We start from the raw sequence: 15,596 nt of genomic DNA on the forward strand, positions 1-15,596 counted from the left end.
GATCATGAGCACGTCTGTAATTTCGCACCCGACCCGTGGCAAGTGGGGCAAGTCGAGCTGGCGCGGTAACTGTTCGGGGCATGTCTACAAGGACATTTTCGAGCAGCTTCGCCCGGAGACCTTCTGCGACCCCATGGTGGGCAGTGGCACCTCAGTGGAGGTGGCCTCAGAGATGGGGATCGAGGCCTTTGGCCTGGATCTTCACTCGGGTTTCAACATCCTGCGGCACTCCATCCTGGATGCCACCGGGAAGCCGGTGGATCTCTGCCTGTCGCACCCGCCCTATCACGACATGATCGTGTACAGCGGGAACGTCTATCCCGGCGAGCACCCGGATGACCTGTCGCGCTGCGCTGATCCTGAGGAGTTCATGGACAAGCTCCAGCAGGCTCTGCTGAACCAGCGCGAGGCCGTGAACCATGGTGGCTTCTACGGGACGATCATTGGCGACCTGAGGCGGAATGGCCATTACTGGTCCTTCCAGGCTGATGCGATCGCCAGGATGCCTGCGGACGAGCTGAGGGCCGTGCTGATCAAGGCACAGCACAACGTCCAGAGTGCGTCACGGCAGTATGCGGGCATGCGGCTGCCCAGGGTGGCTCACGAGTACATCCTGCTGTGGCAGCGTCCTGATCGCAGCGTGGCACTGCTATCGACGCTCTCCAGCATCGCTCACAGCCAGCAGCGTCGGCTGCGAGGGTCATGGAAGGCCGTGGTACGCCAGGCGCTGGTGTCGCTGGGAGGTGAAGCTCCGCTGTCGCGCCTGTACGAGGCGGTAGCGGAGAATGCGCCGGACAAGCTGGCGGGTCGTCAGCATTGGCGCGAGAAGGTTCGCCAGACGCTCTACGTCAATGACTGGTTTGCGCCGGTCGAGCGAGGTGTGTGGCGAGTCGCTTGATTGCACTTCAGCCCCCATGGCATTGCCTGGGGGCTTTTCTCTGGGAGGCCTTGGCAACTAGGTTCCAAGGAGAGTTTTCATGGAAAATACCAAGGCCATAAGCCAGACCGGGAGGTATAACAGAGCCCGCCCATGTTTTTTCTTCCCGTTTAATATGATAATAGGCAAAGAAATAATGAACACTATGATGACTAGCGGAATTATTTTAGCGGATAGTTCACTCATAACTTCAGCGGCCACAATATCCCCCGTTCTGATTCTCCCTCGATGAAATGATTTTATCGAAATAGAAAGGGTGCGCCATGTCTGCACCAGCGATCGATCCCGGATGGGGCTGGCGCTACGCACGGCGTAGGGGCTGGTATCCTGAAAACCACGAACCGCCCACGAGGAGCCCGCTGATGGCAGTCGAGGAGAGCAATACCGTACCGCTGACAATCACCCTGCCGGCCGATGTCCATGCCGAGCTGGAGTATCTGACGAAGCTCCAGAAGCAGCATGGCGCCGCGATTCCATGGGGAACGGTTGAGGAGATGATGCAGGAGGTGGCGGTTGCCATCGCGGATGGCTCACGTCGACCTGGCGCTTGGGAGCGCCAGCTTTTGGACATGATAGGCCTGACACCGGAATGTGAAGAAGCCAGACACTATCGCGAGCAGTACGGTGAGCCGGCCGAATGATCGAGTGAACAGCAGCCATGTGTGGACGCTTCGCCCTCTACGATGACCCTCGCCAGGTGGCCGAGAGCTTCGGCTTCCCCCTGGCGTCCGGTGCAACATTCCCACCGGCCCGGTACAACATCCCCCCGGGCGGCCCCATCGTGGCGATCGCTGCCACGGAGGGCGACCCTGAAGTGACCACCCTCCAGTGGTCCTTCAAGCCCAGGTGGGCGCCAGAGGATGCGCCACGCACGCATGTAGCCAGGGCCGAGAGCCTGGCCTCGAGCCGGTTCTGGAAAGGCGCTTTCGCTCGCCACCGCTGCCTCGTGCCAGTGAACGGCTGGTTCGAGTGGCGGCACGAGGGAGAGCGCAAGCTCCCCTTCTACTTCCACGGGGCCTCGAGTGGCATGCTGCTTCTGGCGGGCGTCTTCACCAAGCGAGCTGATGGCGAGCTGGGGTGCGCGATCGTGACTCAGCCGGCTCAGGGCGTGGCGAAGCAGATTCATAGCCGCATGCCGGTCGTCGTGGCTGCTGGCGCTGATGCCTGGCTCGACCCCGAGGTGCAGGATCGCGACACGCTGAAACAGCAGCTCAAGCCTCTCCACCCGTCGCAGCTGGCGACCTATGAGGTCGGCCAGGAGGTCAATGATGCAACGGCCGATGGCCAGCACCTCCTGGCGCCGGCTGAGGGATGCGCGGGGTAGGAGTGGCTGACCGTCGTACTGCCCTGCCAGGAACGTCTCACCTCACGAATTTCCAACTGGTGCCTTCCCAGCTGTCACCTGCCGCCCTATCTTATGGGCGAGGCCGTTCGTAGAACGGTATGAGAGCGAGAAAATTGCTTTCGTAGACCTCATCGGTTTGGTTTTCAGGCTGCTTGGACAAGGCCCGCTGGCTTATTCGGCTATCACGCGAGGGCGCTTACGTCAGCTGTCCTGAAACCTCCATGAGGAATCCCTGTGGTTATGTTGCCCAGGGGAAGCTGTCACGCACAGCAAATCAGCAGCCCAAGCCATTTGAGCTGATCTGATTCCTAGCAGTACCCTTCAAGCCCCTTCTAGTTCGCTAGTTGGGGCTTTCTCACCTCTGGTCGCTGTGTCACCTACCGCCCTACCTCCCTTCAAGCCAGCTGAAGTGTCGGCTGGCGGATGATGTGGGAGGCCCCATGCAGCGACCCGGCCCCGTGATGGAGCCAACCAGAGAGCAGTTGGTCCGCCATTACCTGGACAACCCTCTCTCGCGGTCACTCGTCATCGGCGAGGCCAGCGAGTGCTTGTCTTGGCATCGCTCTCACCCCATGTACCCAAGTCGCGACAGCCTGGCGCGGTACTATGCCGCCGCTCAGGCCGTCCTGGTCGAGACCCAGGGCGCCTTCAACCGACTTGAGACACAACAGGCTCGGCGTGATCTGAATGCCGAGTATGCGAAGCGTCTGAGCTACGCCGGCCATATCAAGCAGCTGGCGCTAGACGCAATGAACACACGAACGGAGGTAGCGTCATGATTACCAGCATCGAATACACCAGCCGTCGCGACATCGAACGCCGGCAAGCCGCCGCGGATACGGTTGTGCTGTCCATCCATGGCGTCGATGAGCGGTCACCCCGCTTGGCCAGGGGATGGGGGGACGTGCTCTCGATGCAGTTCGATGATGTCGTGCCAGGGGAAGGCTTTGGCTGCGAGGAGCCGATGACCCGGGATGATGCGCGTCGGATCTCGGCCTGGATCGGCCATTGGGCGCAGGCCCGGCAGCCGGTGAAACTGCTGATCCACTGCAACGCAGGCGTCAGCCGTTCCGCCGCGGTCGCGCTGTGGGCGAGCCATGCGCTCCGTCGCCCTGCCCAAGGCGTGGAAGGTGATGGGCGGGATGCCAACCCGCACGTTCGCTCCCTGCTGTCCCAGGTAGCGGCATAACCCCCTCCTGCCTCCCGTTCGTCTGACGGTGGCCACCGGCCTGCATGGTGGCCACCGATTCCCGGCGCCAGCACTGTCATTGACCTCCCTACCTCCTCTCGAGACCTGCACCCCGCAGGAATGAGAGAGGAGATGGATGATGAAGCTGGAGCGGTTCTATACCTACGCGATGATCGGTGATTCTGTTGTGGGCTTCGCTGGGGCCTACACGGTGACGGTCACCTTGAAGCACGATTACGAGGCGACCCCTGAGGACCACATGCGTTGTGCCGAGGCCACCGAGCATTATGGGTTCGTCGCCATGCTGGAAGCCGAGGTGAGCGTGGCCATCAACGAGCACTCTATCCGCATCCCCGATGCTCGGACCAAGCAGCACGCGATCGGTATCAATGTCGGGCTGACGAGTAACCACCTTGATGCCCAGGCCGCCGTGCTGGCGCACCGAGCCCTGGAGAAGGCAAGAAGCATGGTCGGCCCAACGACTCGTGCCGCTTGATACCAGAAAGACCTTCAGAGCCCCCCCCATGGCGACATGTGGGGGCTTTTTCACGTTGGCGCCAAGGGTGGTGTCACACCCTCCCCTACCTCCTTTCGAGACCTGCATCCCGCAGGAATGAGAGAGGAGAACGATCATGGAACTCACGAAATTCGACAACTTTGCTATCTGCTCCGACACCGTTCAGGGCACCCAGGGGGACTTCACTGTGACGGTGCTCCTGGATCGCGACCCGGACGTAACCCCGGACCACTTCGACTGCCACAGCGAGACCGATAAACAGCGCTGGCGGGATGATGAATGGTTCTACGGTTTGCTCAGGGCAAAGGTGTCTGTCGACGTGGCCGGTCAATCCGTTCTGCTGGATGACTGCGCTGCGGTCCTTGGCGGCGTCGAGGTCAACATCGGCGACGATAACAGCCATCTGGATGAGCATGCTGAAGAGCTGGCGCGTGAAGCCTATGAGCGCGGTGTCTCTTTGGTCAATGCCATCAAGTCGGCTGCCTGACCCTGTTTCTCAGACCCCACTCGCTGGGGTCTTTTCCTTTCCTGGAGTGACGTGATGACCGTTGGCTTGCCGACCTTGCCTCTGATGCTACTCGGTCAACGCGCCCCCACCCTGTTAGATGCCCTCCTGTTTGAAGCCTGGTATCGGTTTGAACATGCCGTGATCACGAAGGCACTCCACCACAAGCAGGCATTAGGCCTCCCGTCCCACAGAGAGCGCAGGCTGCTCCAGAACCTCGAGGCAATGCCCAAGCTCGGCTACGTCGCCGAAATCCGCCTGAGGGGCCGGAGAGAGCGCCCTGTATGCCCATGGCTGCCTACCATGGCGACCTGTCTTGTGCCTCACCATGTCAGCATAGAGGTGGTCGCCTCGCTGGCGCGGGCTATTCAACACCCCATGGAGCCGCTAATCGACGCCTGGGAGGCCAGTGGAGCCACCCATGACCTCCTCGAGGGGGCCACGCTCTTCGACAATTACGGTCGAGCCGTCTCCCGACTGGGTTACGCGCCGCGCAGCCAGGCGCTGGTTCCTGTCGACTACGCGATCCCCCCTTTCCCGGCCTACCTTTGCCGGCAGCGTGCTGAGGCTTACCGGGAGCGCGCTGAAACTGCCCTGGCTGAGTCTCCCGGTATGGCCGCCAGCCTTCAGGAAGCCGCCGATAAGCTCCTCGAGGAGGCGTCCATCCAGGAATATCAAGGCAGCTGTTGCTGAGGCCTCCTGGCATCTCAGGCTTTCCCCTCCCCGTCCCTCGGTCACTCTGCGCCCTACCTCTTCTCGAGACCTGCATATCGCAGGAATGAGAGAGGAGATGGATCATGAGCAAGAGCACTGTGATTTACACCAAGATTGGTGAGCATCGTGGCAAGCAGCGTCTGTGGCTGGAAGGCAACCGGCTGGCGCGTACCGGGATCTCTCCTGGTCAGCGTTTCAACCTCGTCGCCGGTCGAAAAAGCCTGACCCTCCAGTTTGCGGCAGATGGCGCCTACAAGGTGTCTCGCCGGAAGCGTGGGGAGAACGAGCTGCCGGTGATCGACATCACCGCTGCCGAGCTGGCTGAGGCGCTGGGCAAGGTCGAGAGGGTTCGTGTCGTTGTGCGGGGCAACCGCATCGACATCACGATCCATCATCACGACCTCGCTGAGTCGGAGCGCATGGAGCGGCTGCTCAAGGCCCTCAGCAACGGGGAACCCTTGGAAATTGGCTCGATCGCGCATGGTGGTGGCGTGCTTGATCTGGCCATACACACGGGGCTGGCAGATGCCGGGGTGCCCTCTCGATTGGCTTTTGCCAATGAGCTGGAGGGTGCCTACCTGGATGCTTCACTGGCCAACAATCCCGTCTGGGATGAGGACAGTATCGCTATCCAGGGGCCAATGCAGGATGTGGAGTGGCATAAGCTACCCCCCGTCCATCTACTTTTGGCCGGTTTGCCCTGCACTGGGGCCAGTTTGTCGGGGCGTGCCAAGAATGGCCTGGCGCATGCGGAAGCACACGAGACGGCTGGTAGCCTTTTCGTCGCCTTCCTAAATGCCATCCAGACCCTTCGGCCGGCAGCCGTCCTGCTCGAGAACGTCCCGCCCTACCAGAACACTGTCAGCATGATGGTAATTCGCAATGTGCTGTCGGGGCTTGGCTACGAGGTGCAGGAGACGGTCCTCGATGGGCATGCCCTCGGTGCGTTGGAGCGGCGTGACAGGCTGTGCATGCTCGCGGTCAGCAAAGGGATTGAGGTTGACCTCGGGAAGCTGGAGCCGGTGCGTCAGCGTGAAGCCTCGCTTCAGGAAGTGCTTGAACCTCATGAAGCGGTCGCGTCACGGTACAAGGCCTACTCGTACCTGGCGGACAAGGAGGCGCGTGACCTGGCCTCAGGGAAAGGCTTTCGTCGGCAGCTGCTCGATGGAAGCGAGGATGGCCTCGGGACGATTGGGCGCGGCTACGCGAAGGCCCGATCTACTGAACCGTTCATCCGGCACCCGGATGACCCCGGCTTGTCCCGCCTCCTGACCAAGGCGGAACATGCTAGGGTCAAGACGATCCCGGAAGAGCTGGTACATGGTCTGCCGGAAACCGTCAGCCATGAGCTGCTGGGCCAATCAGTCGTGTTCACGGCATTCCGTGCCGTAGGCCGTCTGGTCGGCAACTGCTTGGCGAGCTTGAAACGCTCAGATGCCATAGCAGCCTGATCTACCCTTCAAGCCCCAGGCACATCCGTGCTTGGGGCTTTTTTCAGTTTCGCATGCGAAATCGAGCTGGCCCCTTGATCCCGCCACCCGCGAACGTGGCAGTCGCTCCCCTATCTCTCCATAACCGTCACACCTCGCCCTACCTCCTTGTGAGATCCGGGCAACCGGGAATGAGAGAGGAGACTGATCATGAGCAAGAGCAACAAGTACGAGATCGCTGATGTGAAGCGTATCGCCCAAGGGCGCTGGGGGGAGGTCTTCCAAGCCCTCTGTCCAGAGCTGGACGCAGCTCTCGAGCACCCTGGCACGCATATCGATTGCCCCGTCCATGGTGGGAAAGAGGACTTCCGGCTCGATCGCGACTTTCAGCTGCGTGGCACAGCGATCTGCACTTGCGGTAACTGGGATGGCTTCAGCCTGCTCAAGGAGCTGAAGGGCTGGAATCTCCCGGAGATCCTGGAGCAGGTGATGGGAGCACTCGGCGAGAAATCGGTTGAGCCGCTGGCGCCTACTGTGTCGCGGCCCGTGCCGCCTAAGCCCAAGCCCAAGCAGGACATCCGCCCCACGCTGCGTAAGCGCTGGACGGAAGCTCTGCCGCTGGACAAGGGGGAAGGCAGGTTTCTCCTGGGGAGCTACCTGCAATTCCGCGGCTTGCCCGTGAAGTCGATGCTCAGCGTGATGGAAAGCGAGGCGCGGCTTCACCCGAACCTCGCCTACATCGAGAAAGGCAAGGTGGTGGGGCACTATCCGGCCTTGCTGACGCTCGTGAGGGATGCCGATGGCCAGCCTGTGACCATGCACCGGACGTATCTCCACCGTTCGCAGAATGGTGTGGTGGAGAAGGCGCCCGTGGCGAAGGCCAAGAAGCTGTTTCCGGTCGTCAATGGCGGCGAGGTCGGTGGTGGTGCTATCCGGCTTGGCACTGCGGTCGGCGGTGTTCTCGGCATCGCTGAGGGCATTGAGACCGCCCTGGCTGTTCGGGCAGCGACAGGCATGCCGGTATGGCCCGTGTTGTCCGCGTCTCTGATGGGGGCTTTTGAGCCACCAGAAGGGGTCAAGGAGGTCGTGATCTGGGCTGATCGTGACCTGCCGGACAGGAAGGGTCGAAAGGCTGGGCAGGATGCGGCAAAAGCGCTTCAGGCTCGCCTGTGGGAGAAGGGGATTCAGGCGTCTATCCGAATCCCGGATGCACCCAGCTCCGGTCCTGACAAAAGCCTGGACTGGGCTGACGTGTACACCAGTGGCAACCTGGCGAGGTTTCCTCGCGTAGGTCAGGCCGCTTAACCTTCAAGCCCTCCTAACATCCTGTTGGGAGGGCTTTTTAATGTTCAGCCATAGGGACGGGATGCTTGTTAGCTGAATCAAGTGTTTCGTGGGGATGGAGCGTCGTTCAGTTAAATCATCGTTAACCTCCGCTCCCTGTTTGTTGCTTTCGGGACACTCTTCAGGGTGGCAAGCAATCCACCTGGAGGAGCGTCAGTGTTCAAGGCCATCAGCACGGGGTCGGCTGTCGCTTCCTTTGCCTTATTTCCATGATCAGCTTTTTTATTCTTGTCGATTATGTGCGCTGCGACTCGTGGTGAATGGGGCCTAGCGTATTCGTCTAGTTCCCATGCGCGGTACATCAGTTCTCCATGCGATACGTTTCAGTTTCTGCGTCCATTCATAGTTTTCTTTTGAAAGTCAGTTAGTTGCGTCACCTCCTTGGCTATCTGTCAGTCCCCCCCCTACCTCTCGTGAGACCCCGCTACCTGGGGGATGAGAGGAGAGCACGTTATGCACCGTAGCGACTCAATCGCCAGCATTGGCAGAGCGTTGGCTTCAGTCCAGGCAGAGCTGGGTGGGGTTGTCGCTTCGGATTCCAGCAATCCGATGTACGACAGCTGCTACGCCAGCCTCACTGCCATCATCGGCAGCGTCCGCAATGTCTTGAATCGGCACGAAATAGCGTTGGTTCAAGCGCCTGTTCCAGGCAATGTGGGGGCCGTGGTGATGGAAACCATGCTGATTCATGGTCCGAGTGGGGAGTTTATTGGCTCCTACTGCGAGATGCCAGTGGACACCCATGATAGCCATGGCGTGGCGTCTGCTCAGACGTATGCACGACGGTATGGGCTGCTGGCGCTTCTGGGCCTGGCTCAAGGGCCTGATGACGATGGTAATGCTGCCAGAAATGCTGCTGTGAACACCTCGGCAATGCTCCCCGGGAGCGATGCTGAAGCTGATTCTAAGCAGTCAAGAAACGGCCGTAGACTTGCCTCCCCTGAGGTGATTCTGGCCGAGATCGACAATGCAGATGCTGAGCGGCTGGCCGCAGCTGAATGCTGGGTCACTACCGCACAGCTGGATGCTCACCTGTCGGCACGGTTGAAAGGGGCGATCGCACAGCGGCGCCGCTTCCTCCAGCGACAGCAACACCAACCAGCATGACGATTCATAGCCCCCTTTCCTTCGTGGAATCGGGGCTTTCTCGCGTGCATTGAATTGACCCTAGGAGGCCCTGTGACCGGCAACGCGCACCGGCTTTTTGGTTTGGCGTTTGGCGTGACCGCAGGAGCGGCGATCAAGCCCCTGTATGGAGGGGGGGCGGCGCTTGCGGTGGCGGCGCTGGCGCTGCCCGGATCAACCGCACCGGACTGGATGGAGATTCGGCTCGGGCCGACCACGCTGATCCCACATAGAACCGTGACGCATTGGCTCCTCCCTTGGGCAGGGGGAGCGGTGGCCGCGTGGTTGTGGCTTGCAGAAACCCCTCTCCTGGCCGCGGCTCTCCTGGGGTTCGTCATCGGCGGTCTCTCGCATATCGCGGGGGATGCAGGAACCCCATCCGGGGTGCCCGTTTGGCACCCCGCTAAGCGTCACTCCTTGAATCTATGGGATGGCGGCACTTCGGAATTCTGGCCCGTGCTTGCCGCATGGGTACTTGCGGCAATTTCACTTCGGAGCTTCGTGCTATGAAACACCTACTGGCTGGCCATGTGCTGGCCCCCTTGTTCTTGGCGCTGCTGGCGCTGTCACCGGCCACGGAGGCGCAATCCGAGGCCGGCTCGAATCGTGCCTGCCTGGATTCCAACAACCCCAAGGAGTGCGGCTGGTTCTGGGGCCACCTGGATGACGATGAAGAAGAGAAGGAGGAAGAGCAGGAAAAACCTCCAGAGGTTATCGCTGAGCCTCGTGAGGAGACGAGCGAGGAGGACCGTGACTGTACCGACCCTGACGAGTGGGAGCCGTCATGCGGCTTCGTGGACCCTCAGGGGAGCTTCGACTTCCAGGCCAAGCAGCGTGACATGCTGCTGAATCAAGCCGTGATGAGCCCCAACAACCCAGAGACCGTGGAGCGGTTTCAGCGGTATATGCGCTGGGCGGTCGACCAGGCCATCACGATGTCTCGCATGTGGGAGTGGAACCAGATTCAGAACCAGGATCTGAACCCGCTGGTTCATAGCCCGGTGTCGTCCTTTGGACTGCGAGCGGCGTCTCGCGCTCAGGACGGCAAGCGGAACGCCGTCATGGAAGAGATTAACGACCAAGGCGGGTTCTTGGTCTGGTTTACCCGTTCAACCTGCCAGTTCTGCCATGACATGCAGCCGGTGATGAAGCAGCTCGGCCGGCGAACGGGACTCACCATCTATAACGCCCCCCTCGACAACGTGTGCATGTCGGACTTCACCGAGACCTGCGATACCACAGGGCGATCAGTCGAGGCAGCTGGCCACCTGGCCATCGAGGCAGTCCCGGATCTATGGCTTCACCTCCCCCAGGATGACCTGTGGTTCCGCGTGTCCAGTGGCGTTGAGGCAGCCCAGCGCATCACATCACGCATTGAGGTTTTCTTTGGCGCCATTCAGCGAGCAGCAGAGAAAGGCCTGAACGCCGTTAGTGACGGTGCTGGTCCGGCTGTCGATTTCAGCGTCCCCGACATGCTTGAACGGTCGTCCGGTGGTCTGGGCGCCGGCATTCCCCAAGGAGTTGAGTGATGATTCACCGCAAGAAGATAGCAACCATGGTGGCGACCTCCGTACTCACGGGAATGTCGCTCACCGCTACGATCGGACAGGCCGAGGCGAGCGCCCTGAATGATGCGTTCGATAGGCTTTCAAGTGCTGGCGGTGGTTTCAGCAGCAGCACGAGTGCCACAGCATTTGAAACTCGCACGAGACATGGATACTCCGCGGGCGGCATGACAATGCGCTTCTCGCAGAACCGTTACTCGCTGGTGAACCTCGATCCGCCGAGGCTCGAGGTCGGTTGTAACGGTATTGACGCCCATTTTGGCGGCTTCTCGTACATTGATAGCGAGCAGATCCAGCAAATGCTGGAACAGATCGCCCAAGGGGTTGTCGCCCTCTCCTTCCAGCTCGCTCTCAAGCAGCTCTGCCCTATATGCGGCGATGTCTTGGAGTTTGCTCAACGCATGGCTCAGGCCGCCGCAAAGCTGTCCCAGGATAGCTGTGAGGCGGCTCAGGCCATCGTAGATGGTTTCCCCGACTACACCGATGAACTGAGCAACCTCTGGTGTAGCTCGGTCGGCATGTTTGAAGGGGTAGAGAGCGACTGGCTGGCTGCCCAGCAGGACACCTGTGACACAAGTGGAGATGCGGGCGGCGAAATTTATGATCACCTGGAGGCCAATGAAGGCGACAAAGCCCTTGCGATGGACATTAACGGCAACCGTACTTGGTTGGGCCTTCAGGAGGCCGGTATCGCACCGGGCAAGGACGGCACAAACAACATGGGAGCAGAAAATAAAATATTTGCCGAGCTGTTGATGAGCTGGATTGGCACCGAAGTAAGAAACAAGAATAAAGATGGTGAAACTAATACGTATGCGCCAACCATAGAGACTGGTAGCGCAATGCTTGATGTTTTCCTCTGTGGCAGCGAGCGGGCATCGCCCTCGCAAATTCAATATGCAGAATTCATAAACGATTTCTGCGAGGACAAGGTATGGCAAGAGGGTAGCTCAGGCCAAAAGATGGAGATATATACTTGCCGTAATAGTGACCTTAGGAATTGCTGGTCACCTCAAAGGACGAAAGTGGAAGACATGTCCCTTGGGCAGGGGTTCCTCACTACGGTTGTGACAGAACTGGAGGGCGCGGTTGAGAATGTGGCCTCAGGCACTCCACTGTCCTCATCTCAAAAGGCGATCATTGCCGCAGCTCCGTTTCCCTTGTATCAGGCTGTCAATGTGGCTGCGACTTATCCCGAAATTGCTTACGACCTCGTTGTAGGCAATTCAATGATCTTGAGTTACATGATCTCTATTGAGTATATCCGCCATGCTGTTCAAGCCACAGCTAAGACCACGACTGTTTCTCAGCTGCCAGCGGACGTTCTCAAGGAGTTTAGGGATGCACAAAATGAGCTTGTTGCCCTTACCTCTGAAAAGGCACAGCAAATCAACCTGATGGCCGAGACTCAGGAAAATATCATGGCACAAGTCGATCGCATCAATCGGTCGACGCTCCGCAACCTTCATGCCATGGGGCTCTCAGGCATGAACTTCGCCCGCGACATGGCACGGGAGGTGAACTGATGAGGTGGCTAGGAATAGGCCTTGCGGTTATCGCTTTGGCCCTACCGGGGTTGGCGATCGCCGAAACCATGACCCCGGGCGGTGGTGCCGATACCTGGACCTTCTATGGTTACGGTAATGGCTATGCCCTCGCTCAGATCCTCGAGGCGATCAAGCGAATGACGGACCCGGCATCTAACCCTGGGTTTCGTAACCTGACGCTTGTGCTGGCCATGGCAGGTTTCTTGGCGATGTGCTTCACCGGCATTCTTGCTGGCACATTGCAGAAGATTGCCATGTACTTCGCGGGCATGTTGCTGACGGTATACATGCTTTTCAGCTTGAAAGTTGACATTTTCGTTGAGGATATGGTGTGGGATGGAACTGGCGCACCGCAGTTTACTCAGCGCATCGAGGGCGTCCCCGCTGCGATAGGCCTGCCTGCTGTGGTCATTTCAGAAATTGGGATGTGGGCGACAAGCAGCATTGAATCTAACTTCACAACGCCGAACTTCGCGAGCCTTCGTCTCTCTGAAGGTGCCCCTGTCGGCATGGCCGCCAGCATGCTGAATGACATGAAGAACATTCGGCTTACCGACCCCTATCTGCGGTCTAGCATTCAGAGCTTTTTGAACGACTGTGCCCTTCCCAATATCTTCAATGGGAGCATTTCGCCGGTCACCCTCATCACGTCCCAGAATGCGTGGAGTATCCTTGGCTCTAACTTGAACCCTGCGGTTTACACAGTGGTTTATGACTCTACAGACCCGAATGGTGGCATGGAGGCCTGTGACACGGCTTACACCAAGATCGATAACCGCTTGCAGACCGCAGCACCTTCACTGCTGAACGGTATGGGGGAATCATCCCCCTTCTGGCTTCAACAGGCCGCGGGCTCTACCGCTCTCTCTCAGGCTGCCCTGGAAGACTCTTTCCGCTGGGCTTCCGGTGGTAGCGTCGTCCAAGACGCGACCGGGCTGGCCACCCAGGCGGCGATCGCAGAAATGTACTCGGGCACTTACGAGTACGCGGCGATGGCGACTGGATCTAGCGAGCTTATCTCTGCCCTCAATATTGAGCAGGCTAGAAGGGCTCAGCAATCTGGCTGGTACAGCACCGCGATCTTGTTCCGTGACATGGCGGGCTATTTCTTTGCCATCTTGCAGGCATTTGTCATTGGCCTGGCTCCAATCGTGTTTGCTGCCATCTTGGTGCCAGGCCTCGGTCGAAAGATGGGCACCTCGTATGCCCAGGTCATGACGTGGCTCATTATGTGGTGGCCGGGCCTCGCGATCGTCAACTACATCATGATGCTGTATTTCCAGGGGCAAACAACCGGCTATCTGGCCGATGGGCTCACCATGGCCAACATGGGGGCTGTCAGCGAAATGTCCGACAAGATGGTGATGGCCTCGGGCTTCATGTCGACCCTCGTACCAGCCATCATGTGGGGCTTGGTATCCGGTAGCGGCTATGCCTTCACGTCTGTCCTGGACAGGGCTTCTGGATCTCAGCACGCGGCAGCAGCTGCTGGCAGCATCTCTTCCGGCGCAGCTACTGCCGGTCAGGTGAGCATGAACAACGCGAGCATGAACGCCCACCAGACTTCACACCGCTATAGCTCTGGCAATGAGGTTTCCGCTCACCATGTTGGTGTTGGTGCTTCGCAGGTGACCAATATGAGCGGTCAGGACATGAATGTGGGTCTCCGGGCTGCTGACTTCAGGGAAAGTATGTCGGCCTCCCAGGGCTATACAGAGGCGACCCAGAGGACTCAGGAGGCCAAAGAAGCATTCACTCAGCAAACCCAGAGCATGATGACCGATACCTTTCGGGGGGCTACGCAGTACGCTGAAGATCAGGGTTATGTTCGAGATGGCAATATCGACTGGTCTCGAATGAGCCAGGACACTCAGGGTCAGCGCTATATGGAAGAGCTTGCAGCAACACGCTCACTGATGGAGAACGCAGGTGTTTCCGAAAGGGAGATGGCTGAGATAACTCAACGCTCTTCCACCACGGCTGCTGCGGAAGTCGGTGCTCGCGTTCAAGGCGGTTTGAGCCTAAATAGCGGCGTATCGGCCTATGGACAGGGATCAGTGCGTGGTGAGACAGGAAGAAGCTCCTCTGACTCAGAGCAGGCAACTAGGGAAGAAGGTAACAGTATCTCTCAATCCGACAGCGGAAGACTCACTTTCGCCGAGGATGGTGCGTTGTCTGTAACTGGATCTGACGGTGAACGATACTCCGTTAAATACAATGAAGGTGAAGCCCGTCAAGTTCTTGAAAGTCGTGCTGGTGAGGATCGTGCCTCGATGCTTTATGCTGCATCCACCGACTACCAGGAGGCTGTCCAGGCTCAACAGAAGGCCCATGAGGAGTGGACAGCCAGCAGGTCGGGCTCTCTGCCAACGCCGGCTAATCCGCAGGTTGTGTCCGACATGCAGACTGACATGAGCAATCTGCGAGGTCGTGTCGGCCAGACGATGGAAGAAGATCAGGCAGACATTGACGGCCAAAGAGGCGATGTAGTTGGGGCAGTTGGCGCTAACACTTCTGATGTAGGCGCACGAGCAGGGGATGCCGCAGCGACGACCGCCCCTGTCCGTGATCGCGGGGTCAGTGATCTTTCTGTCGATACCGGAGCACAGCTCGACAACATACAGGGAGCTGCACAAGCACCAGTTGAAAGGCCGAATGATTACCATGTGGTCGATAATGGGGATGCCATATCCGTAGTGGACAGGCGTGATATTGCTGCTGCGGATCAGGCCAACGCTGATGCTCTGATTACTGGAGGTCAAAGGAGTAATATCCAAGTCGGAGATGATACGTTTGTTCCCACCTTCTACACACAGGACGAGAGCGGCCAAGCTCAAGCTGTCTACGCTGTTGAGCGTGAAGGAGGCCATTCTTACTACCAGTACGGCGGCGACGGGACTTTTGAGCCGGTCGACGTAGCGGTTCCTCCTACTCAGGATCAGATTGATCAGCAAGCGCAGACTGGTCCGACTGTTCAATCCACCGAGGCCAACCTAACTAGGTGGCAGCTCCGTGATGATCAGCCTGCTTCTGAATCACAGGCAGGTAATGACCAGCCTGAAGGCTCAGCAGTAGACCAGGCACCCTCTGACACCCCAGGAATTGCTCCTGGGCCTCAGAATGGCCAGCAAGCTGCTGGTTCAGGCCAGGAGCCGGGCGCAGCGACTCAGGGTGGCCAGGTGCCCCAGGCGCCCTCCTACGGGGCTGAAACCGGCCAGGAGCCGGCCGCAGCGACTCAGGGTGGCCAGGTGCCCCAGGCGCCCTCCTACGGGGCTGAAACCGGCCAGGAGCCGGCCGCAGCGACTCAGGATGGCCAGGTGCCCCAGGCGCCCTCCTACGCGGCTGATACCGGCCAGGAGCCGGCCGCAGCGACTCAGG

General features: G+C 59.3%; 15 protein-coding genes. All 15 read left to right on the plus strand.

Annotated features, from left to right (window positions below; genetic code table 11):
* The first annotated feature begins 4 nt into the window (after window positions 1-4).
* Window positions 5-898 (plus strand): TRM11 family methyltransferase, encoded by an 894-nt coding sequence (locus HZS81_RS14540; RefSeq protein WP_179931240.1) that lies wholly within the window; start codon window positions 5-7, stop codon window positions 896-898.
* Between the two features lie 401 nt (window positions 899-1,299).
* Window positions 1,300-1,578 carry a hypothetical protein gene (locus HZS81_RS14545; protein WP_179931241.1) on the plus strand — a complete coding sequence of 93 codons (279 nt, stop codon included), beginning with the start codon at window positions 1,300-1,302 and terminating at the stop codon, window positions 1,576-1,578.
* 17 nt (window positions 1,579-1,595) lie between these two features.
* The gene (locus HZS81_RS14550) at window positions 1,596-2,261 is read left to right on the plus strand and encodes an SOS response-associated peptidase (protein WP_179931242.1); all 666 of its coding nucleotides are present in this window, start codon (window positions 1,596-1,598) and stop codon (window positions 2,259-2,261) included.
* Between the two features lie 461 nt (window positions 2,262-2,722).
* On the plus strand, window positions 2,723-3,061 hold the full coding sequence (locus HZS81_RS14555; RefSeq protein ID WP_179931243.1) for a hypothetical protein: 339 nt from the start codon (window positions 2,723-2,725) through the stop codon (window positions 3,059-3,061).
* Window positions 3,058-3,471, plus strand: coding sequence for a hypothetical protein (locus HZS81_RS14560; protein WP_179931244.1), 414 nt, complete (start codon window positions 3,058-3,060; stop codon window positions 3,469-3,471). The genes HZS81_RS14555 and HZS81_RS14560 overlap by 4 nt, the downstream gene beginning before the upstream one ends.
* A gap of 136 nt (window positions 3,472-3,607) precedes the next feature.
* Window positions 3,608-3,967 (plus strand): hypothetical protein, encoded by a 360-nt coding sequence (locus tag HZS81_RS14565; RefSeq protein WP_179931245.1) that lies wholly within the window; start codon window positions 3,608-3,610, stop codon window positions 3,965-3,967.
* A 136-nt stretch (window positions 3,968-4,103) separates the two neighbouring features.
* Window positions 4,104-4,475 carry a hypothetical protein gene (locus tag HZS81_RS14570; RefSeq protein ID WP_022524141.1) on the plus strand — a complete coding sequence of 124 codons (372 nt, stop codon included), beginning with the start codon at window positions 4,104-4,106 and terminating at the stop codon, window positions 4,473-4,475.
* Between the two features lie 321 nt (window positions 4,476-4,796).
* The gene (locus HZS81_RS14575) at window positions 4,797-5,186 is read left to right on the plus strand and encodes a hypothetical protein (protein WP_179931246.1); all 390 of its coding nucleotides are present in this window, start codon (window positions 4,797-4,799) and stop codon (window positions 5,184-5,186) included.
* A 104-nt stretch (window positions 5,187-5,290) separates the two neighbouring features.
* Entirely contained in the window at window positions 5,291-6,658 is a 1,368-nt protein-coding gene (locus HZS81_RS14580) for a DNA cytosine methyltransferase (protein WP_179931247.1), read from the plus strand.
* A 189-nt stretch (window positions 6,659-6,847) separates the two neighbouring features.
* Entirely contained in the window at window positions 6,848-7,942 is a 1,095-nt protein-coding gene (locus HZS81_RS14585; protein ID WP_179931248.1) for a DUF7146 domain-containing protein, read from the plus strand.
* Window positions 7,943-8,434: 492 nt separating this feature from the next.
* Window positions 8,435-9,088 carry an ERF family protein gene (locus HZS81_RS14590; protein WP_179931249.1) on the plus strand — a complete coding sequence of 218 codons (654 nt, stop codon included), beginning with the start codon at window positions 8,435-8,437 and terminating at the stop codon, window positions 9,086-9,088.
* Between the two features lie 54 nt (window positions 9,089-9,142).
* Entirely contained in the window at window positions 9,143-9,616 is a 474-nt protein-coding gene (locus tag HZS81_RS14595) for a metal-dependent hydrolase (RefSeq protein WP_158414254.1), read from the plus strand.
* Window positions 9,613-10,635: a conjugal transfer protein TraF gene (traF, locus tag HZS81_RS14600; RefSeq protein WP_022524149.1), complete on the plus strand. Its 1,023-nt coding sequence runs from the start codon at window positions 9,613-9,615 to the stop codon at window positions 10,633-10,635. Before HZS81_RS14595 ends, traF begins: the two co-directional genes overlap by 4 nt.
* Entirely contained in the window at window positions 10,635-12,197 is a 1,563-nt protein-coding gene (locus HZS81_RS14605) for a conjugal transfer protein TraH (RefSeq protein ID WP_022524150.1), read from the plus strand. The genes traF and HZS81_RS14605 overlap by 1 nt, the downstream gene beginning before the upstream one ends.
* On the plus strand, window positions 12,197-15,596 hold a 3,400-nt coding region (locus tag HZS81_RS14610), incomplete at its 3' end, for a conjugal transfer protein TraG N-terminal domain-containing protein (RefSeq protein WP_179931250.1). The genes HZS81_RS14605 and HZS81_RS14610, both read left to right, overlap by 1 nt.

This window comes from Vreelandella salicampi, assembly GCF_013415105.1.
Classification (GTDB): domain Bacteria; phylum Pseudomonadota; class Gammaproteobacteria; order Pseudomonadales; family Halomonadaceae; genus Vreelandella; species Vreelandella salicampi.